Origin of the sequence: Conservatibacter flavescens (assembly GCF_002795425.1) — a bacterium.
Classification (GTDB): Bacteria; Pseudomonadota; Gammaproteobacteria; order Enterobacterales; family Pasteurellaceae; genus Conservatibacter; species Conservatibacter flavescens.
The window spans coordinates 46,825-69,830 of the sequence record NZ_PHHA01000005.1; the positions used below are offsets into that span (position 1 = coordinate 46,825).

Genomic DNA, 23,006 nt, shown 5'->3' on the forward strand with positions numbered 1-23,006 from the left:
TGGGTGAACAGCTTGTTCACCCTTACTTAACTTTTTAACGCCTCAAAAATCTTTTCGGCTAGCGCTTTTGAAATACCAGGCACAGATGCAATTTCATCTAATCCCGCATTTTTAACCCCTTGCATACCCCCTAAATATTTTAATAAGGCTTGGCGACGTTTTGCCCCTACACCTTCAATTGACTCAAGACTACTATGTGTAAAAGCTTTTTGCCGTTTTTTACGGTGTCCTGTAATTGCATGGTGATGGCTTTCATCTCGAATATGCTGAATCAAATGTAATGCCAAGCTATCTGCGGGTAAATTCATTTCTCTATCTTGCCCACTGATAATCAACGTTTCTAAACCTGCTTTGCGATCAACCCCTTTCGCTACCCCAATCAACATCGGTTGGTGTTTATCCCATTTGACATCAAGCCCATTGAATACTTCCAGCGCTCGATTAAGCTGCCCCTTGCCTCCATCAATAAAAATAACATCGGGGATTTTATCTGGTTCAAGATCTCTGTCATAACGTTTTTTCAGTGCTTGCTCCATCGCAGCATAATCATCTCCCCCCGTAATTCCGTCAATATTAAAACGACGATAATCCGATTTTATTGGCCCCGCTTCGCCAAATACGACACAAGAAGCAATGGTTTGATTCCCCATTGTATGACTAATATCAAAACATTCCATACGTCGAATTTTTGCGATATTCAATAAGGATTGTAATTCATGATAACGCTCCTCAATTAATGAAGCTTGTTTTAACCGAGTAACAAGGGTTGCTTGCGCATTTTTTTTCGCAAGTTCTAGATATTTCGTTTTATCCCCTTTAGTTTGCGCTTGGATAGTCACTTTGCGGCCGGCTTGCTCACTTAATAACTGCTCCAGTTCGACTCTTTCTGCCAGTTTATGATCAACAACAATCGTATTCGGAATACTACGTCCCTGATGTGCTTGTAAATAGAATTGGCCAACAAAGGTTGCTGTAATTTCTGCAAGATCCGTATTAGCCGGTACTTTGGGAAAATAACTACGATTCCCTAAAATCTTGCCTTGTCGAATAAATAACACTTGTACACAAGCCAAACCATGTTGGTAAACTATCGCAACAATATCCATATCGTCTAAACGTTCATTAGACACAAATTGTTTTTCAATAACCGATCGTACAGCTTGAATCTGATCTCGAATTCGTGCAGCCTCTTCAAAATTTAATGCTTGGCTAGCCGCTTCCATTTTGCTAATTAAATACTCTAATACTTGTTGATCTTTCCCCTGCAAAAACAAACGTGCAAACTGTACTTGTTGAGCATATTCTTCATCTGTCACATAACCACTCACACAAGGCGCAGAACAACGTCCAATTTGATATTGTAAACAAGGGCGAGAACGATTGGCATAGACTGAATTTTCACATTGTCGAACAGGAAAAAGTTTTTGCAGCAAAGATAAGGTTTCACGTACTGCACCGGCATGGGGATAAGGCCCAAAATATTCACCTTGAATTTTTTTTATCCCGCGATATGCGGTCATTCTAGGATGGCGTTCTTGAGTGAGTAAAATATAAGGATAAGATTTATCATCACGTAATAAAACATTATAACGAGGTTGGTAGGTTTTTATAAAATTATGCTCTAATAATAGGGCTTCAGTTTCTGATGACGTAATCGTTGTATCAATATGATGAATTGCTGCCACTAACGCTTCTGTTTTACGACTACCTAAATTCGCCCGAAAGTAACTGGATAATCGCTTCTTCAAATTCTTTGCTTTACCCACATAAATCACTTGATGTTTATCGTCATACATACGATAAACACCAGGTTCATGAGTGACCGTTGCAAGAAACGTTTTCGCATCAAACATAATAAAATTATTTTACTAAAATCGACCGCACTTTTTCTAAATCTTCTGGAGTATCAACCCCCACAGCCGGCACTTCTTTAGCCAACTCTACATGAATTTTTTCGCCATACCACAAAACACGGAGCTGTTCTAAAGACTCAATTTGCTCTAATGCGGTAGGCTGCCATTGCACATAATGCTTAATAAAACCTGCTCGATAAGCATAAATCCCAATATGACGTAAATAGACGGAGCCAATATTTAATTGAGACACATCAAACTGATTTTGGCTGAGTGTTGCAAATTCATCACGATGCCATGGAATCACTGCACGAGAAAAATAAAGCGCATATCCCTCTTTATCGGTTAATACTTTCACCGCATTAGGATTAAACAACTCTTCCGCTGAGTGGATTTGTACCGCAAGCGTTGCCATATTCACGCCGCTATTCGCCAAGTTTGTTGCCACTTGGTTGACAATGACAGGTGGAATCAAAGGTTCATCACCTTGAATATTCACGATAATCTCTTCATCTGCGATCGCTAATTTTTCGACTACTTCGGCGAGACGTTCAGTACCGGAGGAATGCTTATCTGAGGTCATACAAACTTCCGCGATGTTTTCCACCGCCTGTCTAACCTGCTCATGATCTGTTGCAACAATGACTCGGCTAGCACCTGATAATTTAGCGCGTTCTACGACATGAGCAATCATGGGTTTTCCAGCAATGTCTGCTAATGGTTTACCGGGTAAGCGACTTGAAGCGTAACGAGCGGGAATAATTACGGTAAAAGCAGTCATATATTTATTCCTTCTCTTCCTGTGAAAAAATAGGCTCTGCTCGCTCAGCTAATAACACAGGAATCCCTTGTTCGATAGCATAAGCGACATGATCAAAATGACAAATTAAACGCTCATTCCCTTTATCATATTCCAGTCGCCCTTGACACATAGGACAAGCCACAATCTCTAATAATTTATGATTCATGTTTACTCGCTTTTATTGATTCAATTAATGTAAATAATTTAGCGGTATCACCTACTATCTCTGTTTGTACAGGCACATACCACCAGTTTTCTTGCGCAAAGCCTCGACATTTTACCGCATCTTTCTCTGTCATAAAGAGCGGTCTATTTTGGGAAAATTTTTTAAAATCTCCCGCAGTATATTCTTGGTGATCCTGAAAGGCTTGAGTAACAATTAATGCTAAACCTAACTCTTGTCGCAACATATTAAAAAAGCGTGTTGGATTGCCAATACCTGCAATGGCATTAATCTGCTCAAATTCATCAAATGTTTTTTGTTCTTGAGTCAGTAAATTCACTGCATACAGCGGAACCAAACGCATAAAAACATCGGCTTCATTGGTTAATGCGCCATTTGTTACAACAAAATCAACCTCTCGTAAACGAGACGGCAACTCGCGTAGTGGCCCAGCCGGTAATAAAAAACCATTGCCTAATCCAAATACCGCATCCATGACCACAATTTCTATATCTCGCTGTAATTTGTAGTGCTGCAAACCATCATCACTAATAATGATATCGAGATCATAGTGTCGTTGTAATAATTCAATACTGTGTTGACGATTGGGTGAAATACAGACCGGTACGCCTGTGCGATGCGCTAATAATACAGGTTCATCTCCTGCTAGTTTTGGATCGGATTGCGCTGTAACAAGCAGGGGAAATGTTTTAGACTTTGCGCCATAGCCTCGAGAGATAATCCCCACTTTCATATCACGCGCACGCAATTGTTGTACTAGCCAAAGTGTAAAAGGGGTTTTACCATTTCCCCCCACAGATAAATTGCCAACCACGATAACCGGAAGTGTTGCTTTATAGCTTTTAAGCAATCCCCAAGCAAAAAGCTGGCGCCGTACCTGACTGACTAGCCAAAATAACGCTGAAAAAGGCAATAAAATATAACTAAGTATTATACGTTTATACCAAAATTTCATACTATTGCCTCATATGTCGACACTTTACTCACCAAATTGCATTTGGTGCAACTGACGATAAATACCATTATGCGCCAATAAAGTTTGATGATCTCCCCGCTCTTTTACTTCACCATGCTCAATAACCAAAATTTCATCTGCTTTTTCGATGGTAGATAAACGATGAGCGATCACTAAAACTGTACGATCTTTTTGAATTTCTTCAAGGGCAGCTTGAATAGCGCGTTCTGATTCCGTATCTAGCGCTGATGTTGCTTCGTCTAAAATCAACACTGGCGCATTACGCAATAAAGCACGAGCAATGGCTAAACGTTGGCGTTGGCCTCCCGATAAACTCGCGCCATTTTCGCCAACTATTGTGTCTAAACCATGTTCAAGGCCATCAATAAATTCCATCGCATGCGCAGCTTTTGCCGCTTTGATAATCTCCTCTCGGCTATATTTATCAGTTGCCGCATAAGCAATATTATTCGCTATCGTGTCATTAAATAAATAAACTTGCTGCGATACAATGGCACAATTCTCACGCAAATCAGCTAACTTATATTCTTTGATATTGACACCATCTAATAAAATTTCGCCTTGTTCAATATCATAAAAACGCGGTAATAAACTAGCGATTGTTGATTTTCCTGACCCCGAACGTCCAACTAAAGCAACGGTTTTACCCGATTCAATCTGAAAAGACACGTTACGTAGTGCTGCTTGTTCTTTGCCTTGATAGCTAAAAGTGACATTCTTAAATACAACATCGCCTTTTACTTCTTTGCTTTCATATTGGCCTGTATCTTTTTCAGTTTCTAAATCCAAAATAGCAAATAAGGTTTGACATGCTGCCATTCCTCGTTGGAATTGTGCGTTCACATTGGTTAAGGATTTTAATGGGCGCATCATAGCAAGCATAGATGAAAACACGACCGTAAAAGAACCCGCTGTCAAATTTTGGCTCATAATAGAAGGCATTGTGGCCAAATAAAGTACGGCAGCTAAGGCAAACGAAGCGATAACTTGCACAACAGGATCGGCAATCGCATCGGCCATCATCACTTTCATTCCCTTGCGACGCATATCATTACTCACATGATTAAAACGTTCTTCTTCGATCTTCTGTCCACCAAAAGCCAAAATTTCACGGTGTCCTTTTAACATTTGTTCCGTCGTGGCCGTTAAATTCCCCATAGAATTTTGCATATTTTTGCCTAAACGACGAAAATGTTTCGAAACCACGCGAATTAACACCGCAATAATCGGGCCAATCACAAACAATACAATAGATAATTGCCAGCTCGTATAAATCATTACACCTAGCAAAGAGAGAATATAAGCACCTTCACGCACAATCGTCACAAGAGCACCAGAAGAAGAATTGGCTATCTGTTCTGAATCATAAGTGATTCGAGATAATAAATTTCCCGCTGGGTTTTTATCAAAAAAACTCATTGACATATACATTAAATGCTTAAATACTCGGCGGCGCATCACCATCACAACTTTGCCCGAGACCCATGCCAAACAATAAGTAGAGATAAAGCTTGATACCCCGCGTAATAATATCAATAACACAACAACCACAGACATCATCTTCAAAAATGAGGCATCGGCTTTGCCAAAACCATCATCAAGCAACGGTTTTAGCATTGAAATTAAACTCGCATCGGTTAAAGCATTAAGTACGAGAGCTATCGCAGCAGCTATTAATCCTATTTTAAACGGTGAAATCAATGGCCATAAACGTTTGAACGTTTGCCATGTGGAAAAATCCTTATCTTGCATAATCACTCTTCTTTAAGGTCATTTATCATTACTTCTCATATTAATTATGGGTGCATTGTACCTTTATTTCCCCCTTTCTCCAATTATTCTACGATACCATGGTGAAAATTTGTGCCTTGCCGTTGTGACTTTCAGTTGTTCTTGTTGAAAAATGAGGGAAACTTGTCCAAAAAATGCCGAATTATACACCGCACTTTTATGCTGATGTAATCGCTCAATCACCTCAAAATGTGGCATTCCCCAAGCATTCCAACGGCCACTAGAAATCAACGCGATATCAGGCTGTGTTTCCGCCAATAATAATGCACTTGTCGAGGTTTTACTGCCATGATGTCCAACCTGTAACACATCTATTTTTCCCACTTGAGGCGCAAATTTTCGCTCCGTTGCAATATCCGCATCACCAGTCAACAGCACTCGGTAATAAGCATCTTCAATCAATACCACACAAGAGTCCTCATTCCCTGCCCGTTCCACAGGCTTGTTAGGAGATACGGCAGTAAATAGCAGCCCTCGCCATTCCCATTGCTTACCGGTGTAACATAAAGTGCGGTCAGTTTTCTCATAATTTTTATAAGATGACTGAAATAAAGCTGCATGAGGGTAATGCAGTAACAGCTCATCAACCCCACCTGCATGATCATTATCATCGTGGCTAATTATGATTTGTTCTAATACAATGCCTTGACGACGTAAATAAGGCAGAATCTCCAATTGCGCCATATTGCCTCCTGCCCATGCCCCCCCCGTATCATACAATACCGCATGCCCATTTTTGACGATTAATGTTGCTAATCCTTGCCCCACATCAAGGCTTTCTAACCGCCATTGCCTCTGATTTTCCCATCGACTGATACTCCAAAAAATCAAACACGTAATGGCAATAACTCCCGTTAAAAAATAGATCCAATAAAGCAGTCTTTTAGGTAATGAACGTTCGAGTTTTAAAGAAAAGGGAAAGGGGCTTCTCGCCAATAATTGCGCTAAAGCCATTTGTTTTTGCTGCGGTTTTTGATAAATAAAATAGCACGTAAGGCTAAATAACCCCGCTAATAAAAAGGTGAGTACTGCTATTTGTTGCCCAGAAAAATATACCCAGCTATCCGAAAAGACATTCAGCCATTCAGTACACCAAACGGCAATATTATTTGCCCATGACCATGAGCCTAGCGCGCCTGCTGTAAAAGTAGCGAACAGCACAATCGGCACTAATAATAGACTAAATATCGGTACAATAATAAGGTTTGCCCAAAAACTATGTAATGACATACCATAAAACATCAGCAATTGAATCGGGGTAAATAACCACAATAAACCCAACTGCAAATGCAATAACCCTAAGATATATCGCCCCTTACTTAAGGGAGAATATTGCAATGGCACGCCACGCCATTCCAATAAAGACAAAGGAAAGACTTGATACCATACAATTAAACATCCTACCGCGCCAACAGATAACCAAAAACTATCCGACAACATCATAAAAGGATCCCAAAGCAATAACACAGCCAATGTGCGTACAAACAATTGCCATACGGTAAAATATACGCGACCTAAACGGCATATCAGTACCACTCCCAACGCGATTATCGCCCGAAAAGTGGGGATTGAAAACCCAGCCAGTTCACTATACATTCCAGCCAAAAGGAGACCACCCAATAACGGCCAATAAGGGGATATGCGATATGTGGGCAGCCTCCATTGCAATAATCGTATTAAACCAAAACCCAAGCTCATGGCTAAACCGATATGTAATCCTGAAATGGCAATTAAATGTGCTGTATTGGTTTGTTGATAAACAAGCCACGTAGCCGGTTTAAACCATGCTCGTTCTCCGAATGCCAAGGCTAATAGCAGCCCTTGCTGCTCTAAGTTAGCGGTATGTTGCAAAGCTTGATTTAATCGTTGCTGTCTCCATGAAAAATCTTCTCCTATTTTGACCGCACTTTTAATCACTGCCTGTCCTGTAATTCCCTTAGCAAACGCCCATTTTTGTCGGTCAAAACCACCTTGATTAAGACGAGATGATAAGGGGCGCAATCGAAGTTCTCCTTGCCAAATTTCGCCCAATTTGGGTTGTGAGGGCGCTTGCCAAGTAGTGTATATCCTCGATGTCTGATTAGGCAATAACTCCGCTTCAATTACTAAGGTTTGGTAAGCCTGTTGATGTAAAATTTCGACAATAGTAAATGTCGCCTCTTGTTTTTTGGGTAAATAGGCAATCTGCTCTGCCTGCTGCACTAACTGTAAGGCTTGCCAATGAAACCAGCATAGCACTATCCCAATCATAACAGCTGTCCAATATTGTCGTGTTATCCATACAAACAATACCAAAGGCACCATCAGCCACCATGCTAATAAGCCTTCTATAGGCAATATAAGGAGCGTTCCCCCTATCAGCACAATGCTTATAGCAAGCACATCTAAATTAAAATATTTCATTTTTATACCGCACTTTTTACTTCACTGTGCCAATAAATCACAACGCTCACAACAACCTGTTGTTTTTTTAAACTCAATTTGGAAAATAGATCACAAAAATAAAATAAAAAATCGAAAAAATGCTAAATAATCTCCAATATCATATTTTTCTATTTGCTAAATAGAAAAAATTCTGATATTTATAGCCCCTTTGAAAACGGGGCGTATTTTTTGCGTTAAACCACAACTTTAGAATAGGAATGCAGTGATCAATAAGGCTCCGCCTAACATGGACACGTTTTCTATCAGGAGATAAACATGACAACGACAAAATCTTCTTTAAGCCTTTTAGCCTTGGCCGGCGTAGAGCCTTATCAAGAAAAAAAAGATGAAGAATATATGAATGAAGATCAAATACTTCATTTCAGAAAAATTCTAGAAGCCTGGCATGAACAAATCATGGGCGAAGCAGAACGCACTGTTGCACATATGCAAGATGAAGCCGCTAACTTTCCGGATCCGGCTGATCGCGCAACCCAGGAAGAAGAATTTAGTTTAGAGTTACGTAATCGTGATCGTGAACGCAAACTACTCAAAAAAATCGAACGTACTCTTAAGAAATTAGAAACAGATGATTTCGGTTATTGCGATTCTTGTGGGGTTGAAATCGGCATTCGTCGCCTAGAAGCTCGCCCTACCGCAGATTTATGTATAGACTGCAAAACCTTAGCTGAAATCCGTGAAAAACAAATGGTTGGCTAAATATTCAACCGTGATCACATTGAGGGCAGACCATTCTGTCCTCAATACTTCTCACCTTTTCCTTTCTGACGAAGCTGTTGACCCTAAATAAAAATCAGACTAAAATTCTGCCCATATTATCTGTATTAGGTTTAACCTTATTCTATTATTTTGGAGTGCATTATTTTAACTTATATTAAAAAATGGTTTGGCAATAAAAAATCATCTAGCCACCCTGTGTCTACCCAAACGCAGCAACATCAAGACAATAACAGCAAAGTTCATTCAGAACACAAAAACACTCATCACACAAAATCTATTAAACCTCATCGTTTTGATAAGCATATTATAAAAGCGTCCACTCATGGGGTCAGCCCTCGCTTAATTAGCAAACATGCTTTAACGGTTGTTGAAAAGTTACATCGGCATGGTTATGAAGCTTATGTTGTAGGCGGATGTTTACGAGATATTTTATTGGGAAAAAAACCCAAAGACTTCGATATCGCCACAAATGCACGCCCTGATCAAATACAAAATATTTTTCAACGCCAATGCCGCTTAGTCGGACGTCGCTTTCGTTTAGCTCATATCATGTTTGGGCGCGATATCATTGAAGTCGCCACATTTCGCGCTAATCATGACGAAATTAAAAATAATCATCAAGCGCGCCAAAGTGCGGAAGGCATGTTACTACGTGATAATGTATACGGCACGCTAGAACAAGATGCTGCCCGACGGGATTTTACTGTTAATGCACTCTATTATGATCCCCAACGCAATGAGTTACATGATTATTATAATGGTATTGACGATCTCAAAGCCGGTAAGCTACGTCTAATTGGTGATCCTGTTGTTCGCTATCAGGAAGATCCTGTTCGTATGTTACGCGCCATTCGTTTTATGGCAAAACTGGATATGTTTCTCGATCAAGCAAGTCGTCAACCCATTAAACAGCTTGCGCCTTTATTAAAAAATATTCCGCCAGCACGTTTATTTGATGAATCACTGAAGTTACTACAAAATGGTTATGGGGTAAAAACCTATGGATTATTACGTGAATACGGGCTATTTGACCCCCTTTTCCCTACGTTAATTCCCTATTTTACCGAAAAAGAAGACAGCTTGGCAGAACGTATGATTTTAACTGCGCTCAACTCAACAGATGAGCGTATCGCTGATAATTTACGGATTAATCCAGCCTTTTTATTTGCTGCCTTTTTTTGGTATCCCTTACGTGAAAAAGTCGATATATTAAAAAACGAAGGTGGACTCAATAATCACGATGCTTATGCCCTTGCAGGTAACGATATTATTGCGCTGTTTTGTCGTTCTCTTGCCGCGCCACGCCGTCATACAGCTGTGATCCGCGATATTTGGTCTTTACAATTACAATTAATTAAACGTACCGGTCAATATCCAGTACGCACAATGACACACCCCAAATTCCGCGCAGCATTCGATTTATTAGCGATGCGTGCTGAAGTTGAAGGAGGGGAAACGATTGAATTAGCAACCTGGTGGCATGAGTATCAATTAAGCAATCCTCAACAACGGGAAAATCTCGTTGATGCGCAACAAAAACGGCAACCAAAACCCCGTAAAAAATATTACCGTCGTTCAAATCAATCTCGTTCTCGCAAGAGGTAGCCACAATGAATTGTGTTTACATTGCTTTAGGCAGTAATTTAGATTCACCATCGGCACAATTAACGCAGGCTTTGCAACGTCTTGATCATTTACCGATGAGCAAACTCGTAAAATACAGTTCATTTTATCGCAGCCAACCCCTTGGACCACAAGATCAGCCAGATTATATTAATGCCGTTGCCTGTTTACATACGGCATTGTCGCCCTTGGTACTGCTTGATGCATTACAAAATATCGAAAATGAACAAGGCCGGATTCGCGCACGCCGTTGGGGTGAGCGCACCCTCGATCTCGATATTCTATTATATAATAATGATATTATGGATTCAGAACGTTTGACCGTGCCTCATTATGATATGTATAACCGCGAATTTGTCATTGTGCCACTCTACGAAATCGCACCTAATTTAGTGTTTCCAGATGGGAAAAAAATTGCTGATTTAATACCGCACTTCGCCCATCATACCATGCAAAAGTGCGGTGAATTTTAAACCTTTATTTTTGACGATAGAGATCTTTACTATATATAATTTGGGTAGGATTTTGTAACTTATAGCCTCCTACACTCGGATCAATATAGACGGGCAAGCGATATTGAAAAATCGGCAAAAAGACATAATCATTTTGTACCAATTGTTCAAGCTGCTGATAAACATTCATTCGCTGCTCCGACGTGAGGTTTGCTTCAAGGCTTTGTTCTAATAATTTATCTGCAATATCATTTTGATAACCCATTTTATTATCTGGGCTACGTGAATAAAGTAGATTCAAAAATGCAGAAGGATCATTATAATCCGCACACCAACCTGAACGAATAACCTGAAAATCGCCTTTATTTCGCTTTTCTTGTAGCTGTTGCCAGCTTACTGGTTCGGCGTTGACACGAATCATATCTGATTGTGACCACATACGAATAATACGCTGAGCAATATTACTATGCATGCCTTGAGTATCATAGGTTAAGCGCAATTGTAATGGTTTGGTTTCACTCACGCCTTGTTGTTGTAATAGCTGTTCTACGACAGTAGGATTCCAACTTTCTTCATTTTCTTGTTGTAAGTTATAGGGTAAAAAATGTCCATCTGCTCGCCCATTGATGCCTTCATTTTGCACAATAGCCGAAGGCGAAATGAGTGAAACTAACGCGTTTCGAACCCCTCTTTCTTTTAACATGGGATCACGAAAGTTAAACTCATAATAATAGGTGCATAGTTGGGGGAAATACTGCGTATTTTCACTGTCTTGAGAAGGAGAAAACAGTAAATCAATCTCTGTGAATAAACTATTCAAGGCCAATTTCTGATAAAAAACCTGCTCAAAATGCACCGCACTTTTTGCCCAATAGTAGGGATTTTGCTGTAATAGAATCTGAGCACCTTCCTGATGTTCGACCCTATAAGCCCCATTACTGATAAAAGCGCCCTCAGAATTATCCAAGTACTGAGGCAATAACGCAACATGGGCCAACATATCGGGTAAATATGGCACTGCTTTATCCAGCTCTATTTGTAAAGTGCGGTCATTTTTTGCTGAAATTCCAAGCTGCTCCACAGGCAATTCATGGGCAATAACCGCTTGGGCATTACGCAAATTGATAAAAGGCAAATAGGCTTTTAACGGACTATCGGATAATGCTAACTGCTGCCAACTGCGTACAAAATCATGTGCAGTTACCGCCTCACCATTTGACCATTTTGCCTCTTGACGTAAAGTAAAAAACCATGTTTTTTTATCTGTACTTTGCCATGCTTCAGCTACGCCAGCCTGAACCTTACCTTCAGTATCCACAATGACCAAGCCTTCAAACAAATCGCGTAAAAACTGAAATTGAGCTTGGCTCTTCGCTTGATATAAATTTGTCGTTAAATCATCGTACACACCACGTGTTAACTTCGTTTCATTCGGTGTTGATGTATCAGCATCAAGGGTAGGTGACGGTGTATGAGGTATAGGTTGAGCCATCTCACTTTGAGGCTCACACCCTGTCAACCCTAACCAAATGGCAGCAAATATCACCGCACTTTTCTTTTTTACTCCCATGAACAGATTAGCCTTATATTATTCGATATTTGTTTATTCTTTATCAATTATACCAATTTCTCACAAAAACAGATAAAATTTCCTAAAATTGATGTACTCATCACGAGGCTATATGAAATTATTAATCTCAAATCAACATGGGGCTATTGTCATGGCTCTCATGCCATTTTTATATGGCATGCTCTCTACAACATTCGTTTGGCAACATATTGCGTTATTATTTGCTTGGTTCTCTCTTTATCTCATGACCTACCCTTTTTTTAATTTATTCAAGGGACGAAACTTGGCTTTATACCAAAAATGGACATGGATATATGGTGTCGCAGCCTTTGTTTTTTCACTTCCAGCCTTATTCTATAACTGGACAATATTATATTTTTTAGTGGCAATGCTTCCTTTTGCCCTTATGCATATTTATTATACGAAAAAGAAAAATGAGCGAGCGCTTCTCAACGATTTTGCAGCCATCGCGATTTTCTCTCTAGCCGGTATGGCCGCCTATTATTTCTCTGCGCAACGCTTTGATCAACAAATTTGGCTTGTTGCTATCTATCCTGCTCTCTTTTTTATTGGCACAACACTCTATGTCAAATCCGTGTTAAGAGAGCGTAAAAATAAGTGGTATTTACGTATTTCCCTTATTTTTCACCTAACCTGCGTGATAGTATTAGTTGCCATATCCCAATATGGATTAGCCGCTACCTTTTTCCCTGCTCTACTGCGTGCATTTTTTATTCCACAACAAAAACTGTCGGCAAAACAAATCGGTTTTATTGAAATTGGGATTTCATTATTATTTTTTATTATGCTGGTTTACTTTTCGGTCTAATCAAATTAAATTGAAAAGATGATAAAAAAGGTGGGCATTGCCCACCTGTATATTGACTTACAGCGCTTTCAAAATACTGTCCACGCTCTCTTTAGCATCACCGAGTAACATCTGAGTATTCTCTTTAAAGAATAACGGATTTTGTACCCCAGCATAACCTACCCCCATAGAGCGTTTAAACACAATCACATTTTGAGCTTTCCACACTTCTAGTACAGGCATACCTGCAATTGGGCTGCTAGGATCTTCCATTGCGGCAGGGTTAACCGTGTCATTTGCACCAATTACCAAGACCACATCCGTATCCGCAAAATCATCATTGATTTCGTCCATTTCCAATACCACATCATACGGCACTTTTGCTTCCGCAAGTAATACATTCATATGACCCGGCAAACGTCCTGCTACTGGATGAATACCAAAACGAACATTCACACCACGCTCACGTAATTTTTGCGTAATTTCTGCAACTGGATATTGAGCTTGTGCCACAGCCATGCCATATCCAGGCGTAATAATCACTGAGCTCGCATTTTTCAACATTTCTGCCGTTTCTTCTGCGGTTGTCTCACGGTGTTCGCCATAATCTAGATCACTTGAAGCCTGTACATCATTACCAAAACCACCCGCAATCACACTAATAAATGAGCGGTTCATCGCTTTACACATGATGTAAGATAAGATTGCCCCTGATGAACCTACCAGCGCGCCTGTTACGATTAATAAACTATTATTAAGCATAAAGCCCGCAGCCGCAGCCGCCCAGCCTGAATAAGAGTTCAACATAGAAACCACTACCGGCATATCCGCTCCACCGATAGAAGCAACTAAGTGCCAACCAAACGCAAGGGCAATGGCCGTCATCACCAACACTGGGAAAATATTGTCAGGATTACGCATAAAAGCAATCATTAATAAAGCCGAAATCACTAATGCAGCCAAATTCAACTTATGGCGATGTGGCAACATTAAGGCTTTTGAATTAATAATCCCACGTAATTTACCAAATGCCACAACTGAACCGGTAAATGTGACAGCACCAATAAAGATCCCTAAAAAGACCTCTGCATTATGAATATTGGCTAATACATTTTGCTCTGCCACAAAAGCGGCTTGTGCAGCTGCATCAAGATGTTCAGGTACAGCAACTGCATGATGTAGGCCATAACTGTTAAAACCCACTAATACAGCCGCAAGACCAACAAAGCTATGCAAAATGGCCACAAGCTCCGGCATTTCAGTCATTTCAACTTTTAATGCACGATGAATACCAATTGCACCACCAATTATCATCGCTAAAATAATCCAAAATGTCCCGTTTGATTCTGGGCCAAAAATAGTCGCGACTAATGCAATTGCCATACCGACAATACCGTAAAGGCAGCCAGCCTTAGCCGTTTCATGTTTAGAAAGCCCTGCTAAACTCATAATAAAAAGTAATGCAGCAATAATATACGCAGCATTAACTAGACTCATAGACATCGCTTTCTCTCCTTACCCTTTCTTAAACATTGCTAACATACGCTGCGTTACTTTAAAGCCACCAAAAATATTGATGCTCGCAACTAAAATCGCAATAAATGCTAATACACTAATAAAGAAGTTATCTTTACCAATTTGGACTAATGCCCCAACAACAATAATCCCTGAAATCGCATTCGTAACCGCCATAAGTGGGGTATGTAATGCATGGCTGACATTCCAAACCACATAGTAACCAATGACACACGATAATACGAATACGGTGAATAGAGACAAGAAAGAAGCCGGAGCCACAGACGCTAACCACAAGAAAGCTAAACCGCCTGCTGTCATTAATCCATATTTCACTTTCGGATTCACAGGTTTTTCTTCTTTTTTGACCGCACTTTCTACTTTAGGAGCGGCTTTAGGCTGGGCAGATACTTGAATTGGTGGTGCAGGCCATGTCACTTCACCCTCTTTGATTACCGTCACACCGCGTAAAACCACATCGTCAAAATCAATATTGATATTGCCGTCTTTTTCTTTACATAACAATTTCAATAAATTCACCAAGTTTGTGCCGTAAAGTTGAGAAGACTGGGTTGGTAAACGGCTTGGCAAATCCGTATAGCCAATAATTTTGACTTGGTTATCTGTAGTGACCACTTCGCCTGCTTTGGATAATTCACAGTTACCGCCGGTTGCCGCAGCTAAATCCACAATAACTGAGCCAGGTTTCATGCTGTCTACCATTTCTTTGGTAATTAAACGCGGCGCAGGTTTGCCTGGAATTAATGCTGTGGTAATAATAATATCCACTTCTTTCGCTTGTTCAGCATAAAGCTCTAAAGCTTTACGGTTAAATTCGTCGGACATGACTTTAGCATAGCCATCGCCACTTCCACCTTCCTCTTTAAAATCAATTTCAAGGAAAGAAGCGCCCATAGATTCCACCTGCTCTTTAACTTCAGGGCGAGAATCAAACGCACGCACAATTGCACCAAGACTATTTGCCGCACCAATTGCCGCCAAACCCGCCACCCCAGCACCGATAATAAGCACTTTTGCTGGTGGTACTTTACCTGCTGCCGTAATTTGTCCGGTAAAAAAGCTGCCAAATTCATGAGCCGCTTCAACGACCGCACGATAACCGGCAATATTCGCCATTGAGGATAATGCATCTAAAGCTTGAGCACGAGAAATTCGCGGAACCGCATCCATTGCCAAAACATTAATTTTTTTGGCAGACAATTTCGCCATTAATTCTGGATTTTGCGCAGGCCAAATAAAACTCACAAGGGTTGCGCCCTCTTTGATCAACGCAATTTCATCTTCTGTCGGCGCATTAACTTTGAAAATAATATCCGATTGCCACACTTCTTGAGTTGAGACGACCTGTGCGCCAGCTTGCACAAATGCCTGATCTTCAAAACTGGCTTTAAATCCTGCACCTTGTTCAACACTAACATCAAAACCTAATTTCAAAATCTGCTGAACAGTCTTAGGCGTTGCCGCCACTCGACATTCGTTATCCAGCAGTTCCTTAGGGATACCAATTCGCATAATGAGAATTCCTTATAGACTTGTTGGTGAATAATTGAGGTTTGCCCTCGTCCTAGAGAATCTAAATTAAGACCAAGTTCAATTTACCACTAAATTTATGAAAATAAAAAAGGTATTTTCGATTAATTAAACAGTTAGCATCTTGGATCAATTTTTTGCAAAAGCGCGGTCACTTTTTGGAAAACTTTACATCACCATATGAAATCTTCTAACATAATCGTTTTTATTTATGACAAGGAAATACTATGCAACTGCCAGCATTACAATCCGCCAAATTAATTCGACGTTATAAACGTTTTATGGCTGACGTAGAATTATCTGATCATTCTCTTCTCACTCTGCATTGTGCCAATACTGGCGCAATGACTGGTTGTGGAGAACAAGGGGATACCGTTTGGTACTCTGACTCAAAAAGTACAACACGTAAATACCCTCATTCTTGGGAACTCACGCAACTTGCCAATGGGCAGTTAGTTTGTATTAATACACAGCGCTCTAACCAGCTAACCCTTGAAGCTTTACAACAAAAAAAGATTGTAGAACTTGCCGACTATGATGATATTCAGGCAGAGGTAAAATATGGTGAAGAAAATAGCCGCATTGATTTCTTGCTGAAAGGCCCAAATTTACCGGATTGTTATGTAGAAGTGAAATCCGTCACCTTAGTAAAAGCCAATATGGGGATGTTTCCTGATGCGGTAACAACACGGGGACAAAAACATTTGCGCGAATTAATCGCCATGAAAAAGCAAGGCCATAGAGCAGTTATTTTTTTTGCGGGCTTACACAATGGTTTTAATCATTTTAAAGTAGCTGAATATATCGATCCTGAATATGCCAAACTCCTTACTTTAGCGCAACAAGAAGGGGTTGAAGTCTATTGTTATGGCTGTGAATTTCAATATCAAGATGGCGTACCGATTACCCTCACGTTAACACATAGCATCGAGATTCAGTCTTAATGTAAATAAGTGTAAATAAATTTGCATACATTAATGATAATAATTATCATCTTCAACACAAAAATAAACATAAATAGATAATCACTCCAACATTTAGCGCCTCTTTCCCCCACAAACAGAGGCGCTTTTTTTTATCTACTCTCCAGTCAACATAAAACGTTCACGTAATTCATGTAATTGATCGCGTAATTTCGCTGCCAATTCAAATTCCAAATCCTGTGCAGCTTTATACATTTGTTGTTCCAATTGTTTAATCTGTTTTTGGTACTCTTTCGGCGTTTGTGGTGCGTGATAAGCTGCTGGCGACTCAGCCACGCTTTTGCCACGTTGTTTACTTTTAGCTTTATAATTCGCGCCTTGTCCAATATCTAGCAGTTCACCTACCTTTTTATTCAACGCCTGTGGCACAATGCCATGTTCTGCATTATAGGCCATTTGTTTTTCTCTGCGACGTTGAGTTTCATTGATCGCTTTTTCCATTGATTTTGTGATGGTATCGCCGTATAAAATCGCCTTACCATGCAAATTTCGTGCTGCACGCCCAATCGTTTGAATTAACGAACGTTCAGAACGTAAAAAACCTTCTTTATCCGCATCTAAAATCGCCACCAACGACACTTCTGGCATGTCTAAACCTTCTCTCAACAAGTTAATTCCCACCAGAACATCAAACTCGCCTAAACGCAAATCACGAATAATTTCCACTCGCTCCACAGTATCAATATCTGAATGTAAATAGCGCACTCGCACGCCATGTTCATTAAGATAATCCGTTAAGTCTTCGGCCATACGCTTCGTTAAGGTAGTCACTAAAACTCGCTCATTTTTGACCGCTCTTTGGCGAATTTCTGACAATAAATCATCAACTTGTGTCATAACCGGGCGGACTTCAATTTCAGGATCCAGTAACCCAGTCGGGCGCACAACCTGATCAATGACTTCTTCCCCTGATTTTTCCAATTCATAAGGACCTGGTGTTGCCGATACATAAATCGTTTGTGGCGCTAAGCGTTCAAATTCCTCAAAACGTAACGGACGATTATCTAAAGCTGATGGCAAGCGAAAACCATATTCAACTAAGGTTTCTTTACGCGAACGGTCACCACGATACATACCTCCGATTTGCGGCACGGTGACATGGCTTTCATCAATAATCAATAGCGCATCTGACGGCATATAATCAAAAAGTGTTGGTGGTGGCTCTCCCTCATTACGACCAGATAAGTAGCGAGAATAATTTTCAATCCCTGAGCAATATCCTAGCTCGTTCATCATTTCGATATCAAATTGGGTACGCTGCGTAATACGCTGTTCTTCCAATAATTTATTATTGGCTAATAAATATTGTTTTCGTTCTGCCAATTCCGCTTTAATTTTTTCAATGGCATCTAAGATCCGTTCTCGTGGAGTAACATAGTGAGTTTTCGGATAAACCGTATAGCGTGGCACAGTCCCAAAATTCGCACCAGTCAGGGGATCAAATAAACTGAGGCGTTCAACTTCTTCATCAAATAACTCAACACGTAAAGCGCGATCATCGGATTCCGCAGGGAAAATATCAATCACTTCCCCACGTACGCGAAACGTACCACGCTGAAAAGCTTGATCATTGCGAGTATATTGCAACTCAGCTAATTGCGCCAAAATTTGGCGTTGATTAATAATCGCCCCTTGCTGCAAATGCAACATCATTTTGAGGTAAGAATCAGGATCACCCAAACCATAAATGGCTGATACTGAAGCAACCACAATAGTGTCTCGTCGCTCTAAAAATGATTTAGTCGCAGATAAACGCATTTGTTCAATTTGATCGTTAATTGATGCGTCTTTCTCTATAAAGGTATCGCTTGATGGTACATAAGCTTCAGGTTGATAATAATCATAATAAGAAACGAAATATTCCACCGCATTTTCAGGAAAAAATGTTTTCATTTCTGCATAGAGCTGCGCGGCAAGGGTTTTATTTGGCGCTAATAACATCGCTGGGCGATTTAATTTCGCCACGACATTCGCCATAGTAAAGGTTTTTCCTGAACCAGTTACCCCAAGCAGCGTTTGATGTGCCAAACCATCATTCAAATTTTCGATAATCTTAGCAATCGCTTGTGGCTGATCGCCTGAAGGCTGAAATTCAGAATGTAGAATAAAAGGCTTTGAATGTTTTTCGTTCATAAGAGATAGGCATTTATTTAAAAATTTTAAATTATTTTAGCACAAAAAGTGCGGTGAATTTTGATAAAAAATTTTAAGTTTTACACAGACTTATCATTGTCAAGATTTTCACTTCACATTTTCGAAAAAAAAAAATTAAAAAATTTACTGGAAAAATATTAACTTATTGATAAATAAGGAAATGTCATTTTACAACCAAATACATATGGATCGCCTCTCAAGCCTTTTAGGATCAGGCTTTATCACTTTGTAAAAAAAATTAATTCACAGAGTTATCCACAGGCATTGTGGATAGAAAATATTTTAAAATTTTTTTTCATGAAGAGTTGACAAATATCATGAAGATCACTATTATGCGCACCTCACTTAAATGATTAACGAATTTATTCCTCCTTAGTTCAGTCGGTAGAACGGCGGACTGTTAATCCGTATGTCGCTGGTTCAAGTCCAGCAGGAGGAGCCAATTTCTTTATTTTTCTTTTAGTGAGTTTTTATTTGTCTCCTTTTATAAAAACTCTAAGTGACTAAAAGATTTTAGCCCATGGCCTGAAATATGGCTATGGGCTTTGTTTTATAAAAACAGTAAGGAATTCCATATGCTTGAAGCCGTTCTTGCCATTGTTGGTGGACTTATTTTATTAATTTGGAGCGCTGATCGTTTTATTGATGGTGCCGCTATTACCGCAAAACACTTCGGTATGCCACAATTACTTATCGGTATCGTCATCATTGGCTTCGGTACATCAGCCCCTGAAATCATCGTATCTACCATTTCAGCCCTAAATGGTAATCCCGGTATCGCGTTGGGTAATGCTTATGGCTCGAATATCACCAATATTGCATTAATTCTAGGATTAACGGCTCTGATTAGCCCGATTATTGTTCATTCACAAGTGCTAAAAAAAGAACTACCGGTTCTTGCCGTAATCACTTTATTATCCGCTGGTTTATTGTATGATGCCACAGTCTCACGCCTTGATGCGACTATCTTATTAGCGCTTTTTACTGTTTATATGATTTGGACGATTTATTCTGGCATGCGTCATCAAAATGACGACTTAGCTCATGATGTGCAAGATGAATTAGCTCAAAAGAAAATGTCGCTCAAAATGGCGATTTTTTGGATTTTTATTGGCTTAGCCTTATTAATCGTGAGTTCACAATTACTGGTGTGGGGAGCTGTCGAAGTTGCCCAATATTTTGGAGTCAGTGATTTAATTATTGGTTTAACCATTGTTGCGGTTGGGACATCTTTGCCCGAACTCGCTTCGTCTTTAATTGCAGCTAAAAAAGGTGAACATGATCTTGCGGTGGGTAACATCATCGGTTCTAACTTATTTAATACTCTCGCTGTTGTCGGTTTGGCAGGTGTCATTCAGCCAATGGAAGTGGATCATGCTATCTTTAATCGTGATATGTTAACGATGACGGCACTGACATTCTCGCTTTTTCTCTTTGGCTACGGGTTTAAAAAGCGTCAAGGACGAATTAACCGTATTGAAGGCGCAATCCTCCTCTTGGCTTATATCGCCTATAACAGTTATTTATTCTACACCGCTATTTAGTCATTATTTATGTCAGATGATGGCAGACAACTGTCTCATCTGACTTCTTCCATTGTTAGTCATCTTAGTATCACGATTTGATCATCTTTAAAAAATCTATCACACGATTTAAATCGCGTGTGCGCTTCGCTGAGGGGAGGCTTTTAAGAAAAGTTTCGCCATAATTGCGCATCACTAAACGATTATCACAAATAATCACCACACCGCGATCTGTGACATCACGGATTAAACGACCGACACCTTGTTTTAAGGTAATAACCGCTTCCGGAATTTGAATATCATTAAACGGCTCCCCACCCTGTAATTTACAATCTTCAATCCGTGCTTTTAATAAGGGTTCATCTGGTGCGGTAAATGGTAATTTATCAATAATAACTAATGATAAGGCCTCGCCTCTTACATCCACCCCTTCCCAAAAACTTGAAGTCGCAACTAAGACACTATTATTTTCACTAATAAATTGCTCTAATAATTTTGTTTTCGCTGTTTCGCCTTGCAATAAAATCGTCAACTCGCTATGCTCACGAAAATATTCTGCCAATCCTCGCATCATGGCATATGATGTACATAACACAAAACAGCGCCCTTGATTTGCTTCAATGACTGGCAATAACAGTTTTCCTAATTGCATTGCCGTTGACTGTTGATTTAAAGACGGCAAATAACGTGGCACACATAAAAGTGCCTGTTCTCCATAATTAAATGGGCTATGTAAAATTTTCTCCTCTGCTCGCTCAATCCCTAAACGCTGAGAAAAATGCTGAAATGTTCCGCCTACCTCCAAAGTAGCAGAGGTAAAAATCCATGCAGCCTCATGGGTTTTAAGTTGTTCACCAAACTTGTCTGCTACAGTCAATGGCGTAATATGTAAACCAAATTGTCTTCCTATGGCTTCATACCAGTAACAATAACCTGTCACATATGTCTCACACAAACGCTGTAACAAGGCTTTTATCACTACAATACGCTCAAAAATACTATCCAAACTCTGTGAACGGCCAAGCACCAATTTAATGACTTCTGAAACAAATTCTAAGCGTTGTTGCAAATTTTCTACGCCTTTTTTAACCGCACTTTGCTGCAACAACTCACGCCAATTTCCCCGCACATTTCCGTCCCCTAATAGCAGTCGGAAATCCTGTACGGCTTTCAGCAAATGATCTGAGGCTGCGCCTAACTGCGCCATATCTTTGACTTCTGTGCGATAAACTATGGTGATATCTTTACAAATATCGGTCAGTTGGCGACCCGTTAAAGATTGACCAAAATACTGACTTGCTATATCGGGTAATTGATGAGCCTCATCAAAAATAATGACTTCAGCCTCAGGAATTAACTCACCAAACCCACTTTCCTTGACCGCCATATCTGCAAAAAATAAGTGATGATTCACAACGACTAAATCTGCTGCCAATGCGCGTTTGCGAGCCAATGCTACATAACAATCGCCATAATTCGGACAATCAGACCCAAGACAACTTTCTGTTGTGCTAGTTAATTGTGGCAAAATCGGACTATCTTCCGCCAATTCAACACATTCACTCAAATCCCCTGTTTTAGTTCCATTATTCCATTTACGCACTTTAGAAAGATCCGCCAAAACACTACGATCCCCTAACACTCCCTGCGCAATTAATTGTTCTAAACGCTCCAAGCACAAATAATTGGCTCGCCCTTTTAATAAAGCAATTTTGCCCGTATAGTTCAGTGCATTTTTAATGGTTGGTAAATCGCGATTAAATAATTGATCTTGAAGATTTTTTGAACCGGTAGAAACAATGGTTTTCTTTTTAGCGATTAATGCTGGAGCAAGATAAGCAAAGGTTTTCCCCGTCCCAGTTCCGGCTTCAACGATCAATTTTCCTTTCGTTTCAATCGCATTTTCTACCGCACAAGCCATTTCGATTTGTTCGTTTCGAGGGTGAAATCCTTTGATATTTGCGCTTAATGCACCATTAGCTGAAAAAATTGTGCGAATGTGATTTGTCATATTAATAATACGCTAATGGGCGGTTAAACGCCGCCCATTGATTTA

17 protein-coding genes and 1 tRNA gene are annotated in these 23,006 nt (G+C 39.9%); 7 read left to right on the plus strand and 11 right to left on the minus strand.

Annotated elements, in window-relative coordinates; genetic code table 11:
• Nucleotides 1-26: 26 nt before the first annotated feature.
• The 6 genes from uvrC to CVP05_RS03815 all read right to left on the minus strand — a co-directional run bounded on the left by uvrC (nucleotide 27) and on the right by CVP05_RS03815 (nucleotide 8,009).
• Nucleotides 27-1,853 carry an excinuclease ABC subunit UvrC gene (gene uvrC, locus CVP05_RS03790; protein ID WP_100288252.1) on the minus strand — a complete coding sequence of 609 codons (1,827 nt, stop codon included), beginning with the start codon at nucleotides 1,851-1,853 and terminating at the stop codon, nucleotides 27-29.
• Nucleotides 1,854-1,860: 7 nt separating this feature from the next.
• Nucleotides 1,861-2,634, minus strand: a complete 774-nt coding sequence (kdsB, locus tag CVP05_RS03795) for a 3-deoxy-manno-octulosonate cytidylyltransferase (protein ID WP_100288253.1) — start codon at nucleotides 2,632-2,634, stop codon at nucleotides 1,861-1,863.
• A gap of 4 nt (nucleotides 2,635-2,638) precedes the next feature.
• Nucleotides 2,639-2,821: a Trm112 family protein gene (locus CVP05_RS03800; RefSeq protein WP_100288254.1), complete on the minus strand. Its 183-nt coding sequence runs from the start codon at nucleotides 2,819-2,821 to the stop codon at nucleotides 2,639-2,641.
• Nucleotides 2,811-3,794, minus strand: coding sequence for a tetraacyldisaccharide 4'-kinase (gene lpxK / locus CVP05_RS03805; protein ID WP_100288255.1), 984 nt, complete (start codon nucleotides 3,792-3,794; stop codon nucleotides 2,811-2,813). Before lpxK ends, CVP05_RS03800 begins: the two co-directional genes overlap by 11 nt.
• A gap of 24 nt (nucleotides 3,795-3,818) precedes the next feature.
• A complete protein-coding gene (gene msbA / locus CVP05_RS03810) occupies nucleotides 3,819-5,567 on the minus strand; it encodes a lipid A ABC transporter ATP-binding protein/permease MsbA (protein WP_100288256.1) in 1,749 nt (582 codons plus the stop codon).
• A gap of 63 nt (nucleotides 5,568-5,630) precedes the next feature.
• Nucleotides 5,631-8,009 (minus strand): DNA internalization-related competence protein ComEC/Rec2, encoded by a 2,379-nt coding sequence (locus CVP05_RS03815; protein ID WP_100288257.1) that lies wholly within the window; start codon nucleotides 8,007-8,009, stop codon nucleotides 5,631-5,633.
• A 297-nt stretch (nucleotides 8,010-8,306) separates the two neighbouring features.
• Between CVP05_RS03815 and dksA the strand changes: the two genes are divergently transcribed.
• The 3 genes from dksA (at nucleotide 8,307) to folK (ending at nucleotide 10,867) form a co-directional block, all read left to right on the plus strand.
• Nucleotides 8,307-8,750: an RNA polymerase-binding protein DksA gene (dksA, locus tag CVP05_RS03820; protein ID WP_100288258.1), complete on the plus strand. Its 444-nt coding sequence runs from the start codon at nucleotides 8,307-8,309 to the stop codon at nucleotides 8,748-8,750.
• Nucleotides 8,751-9,047: 297 nt separating this feature from the next.
• The gene (pcnB, locus tag CVP05_RS03825) at nucleotides 9,048-10,376 is read left to right on the plus strand and encodes a polynucleotide adenylyltransferase PcnB (RefSeq protein ID WP_243389198.1); all 1,329 of its coding nucleotides are present in this window, start codon (nucleotides 9,048-9,050) and stop codon (nucleotides 10,374-10,376) included.
• A 5-nt stretch (nucleotides 10,377-10,381) separates the two neighbouring features.
• Nucleotides 10,382-10,867: a 2-amino-4-hydroxy-6-hydroxymethyldihydropteridine diphosphokinase gene (gene folK, locus CVP05_RS03830; RefSeq protein ID WP_100288260.1), complete on the plus strand. Its 486-nt coding sequence runs from the start codon at nucleotides 10,382-10,384 to the stop codon at nucleotides 10,865-10,867.
• Nucleotides 10,868-10,871: 4 nt separating this feature from the next.
• Here folK and CVP05_RS03835 read toward each other — a convergent pair whose 3' ends face one another.
• Nucleotides 10,872-12,416, minus strand: coding sequence for a peptide ABC transporter substrate-binding protein (locus tag CVP05_RS03835; RefSeq protein WP_100288261.1), 1,545 nt, complete (start codon nucleotides 12,414-12,416; stop codon nucleotides 10,872-10,874).
• 112 nt (nucleotides 12,417-12,528) lie between these two features.
• Between CVP05_RS03835 and CVP05_RS03840 the strand changes: the two genes are divergently transcribed.
• Nucleotides 12,529-13,245: a YwiC-like family protein gene (locus CVP05_RS03840; RefSeq protein ID WP_100288262.1), complete on the plus strand. Its 717-nt coding sequence runs from the start codon at nucleotides 12,529-12,531 to the stop codon at nucleotides 13,243-13,245.
• A gap of 57 nt (nucleotides 13,246-13,302) precedes the next feature.
• Here the strand turns inward: CVP05_RS03840 and pntB are convergent, their stop codons facing one another.
• Complete coding sequence (pntB, locus tag CVP05_RS03845; protein WP_100288263.1) at nucleotides 13,303-14,727, minus strand: Re/Si-specific NAD(P)(+) transhydrogenase subunit beta; 1,425 nt, start codon at nucleotides 14,725-14,727, stop codon at nucleotides 13,303-13,305.
• 12 nt (nucleotides 14,728-14,739) lie between these two features.
• A complete protein-coding gene (gene pntA / locus CVP05_RS03850) occupies nucleotides 14,740-16,272 on the minus strand; it encodes a Re/Si-specific NAD(P)(+) transhydrogenase subunit alpha (RefSeq protein ID WP_100288264.1) in 1,533 nt (510 codons plus the stop codon).
• 245 nt (nucleotides 16,273-16,517) lie between these two features.
• On the opposite strand from pntA, the gene sfsA reads away from it, so the two are divergent.
• Nucleotides 16,518-17,234 carry a DNA/RNA nuclease SfsA gene (sfsA, locus tag CVP05_RS03855; RefSeq protein WP_100288265.1) on the plus strand — a complete coding sequence of 239 codons (717 nt, stop codon included), beginning with the start codon at nucleotides 16,518-16,520 and terminating at the stop codon, nucleotides 17,232-17,234.
• A 135-nt stretch (nucleotides 17,235-17,369) separates the two neighbouring features.
• Here sfsA and uvrB read toward each other — a convergent pair whose 3' ends face one another.
• Nucleotides 17,370-19,406 (minus strand): excinuclease ABC subunit UvrB, encoded by a 2,037-nt coding sequence (gene uvrB, locus CVP05_RS03860; protein WP_100288266.1) that lies wholly within the window; start codon nucleotides 19,404-19,406, stop codon nucleotides 17,370-17,372.
• Between the two features lie 387 nt (nucleotides 19,407-19,793).
• Between uvrB and CVP05_RS03865 the strand changes: the two genes are divergently transcribed.
• Together CVP05_RS03865 and CVP05_RS03870 are read left to right on the plus strand one after the other, a co-directional pair.
• Nucleotides 19,794-19,869: transfer RNA gene (locus tag CVP05_RS03865), tRNA-Asn, on the plus strand.
• A gap of 133 nt (nucleotides 19,870-20,002) precedes the next feature.
• The gene (locus CVP05_RS03870; RefSeq protein WP_100288267.1) at nucleotides 20,003-20,971 is read left to right on the plus strand and encodes a calcium/sodium antiporter; all 969 of its coding nucleotides are present in this window, start codon (nucleotides 20,003-20,005) and stop codon (nucleotides 20,969-20,971) included.
• Nucleotides 20,972-21,041: 70 nt separating this feature from the next.
• On the opposite strand, the gene yoaA is transcribed toward CVP05_RS03870, so the two are convergent.
• Complete coding sequence (gene yoaA, locus CVP05_RS03875; RefSeq protein WP_100288268.1) at nucleotides 21,042-22,961, minus strand: DNA repair helicase YoaA; 1,920 nt, start codon at nucleotides 22,959-22,961, stop codon at nucleotides 21,042-21,044.
• Nucleotides 22,962-23,006 lie beyond the last annotated feature (45 nt).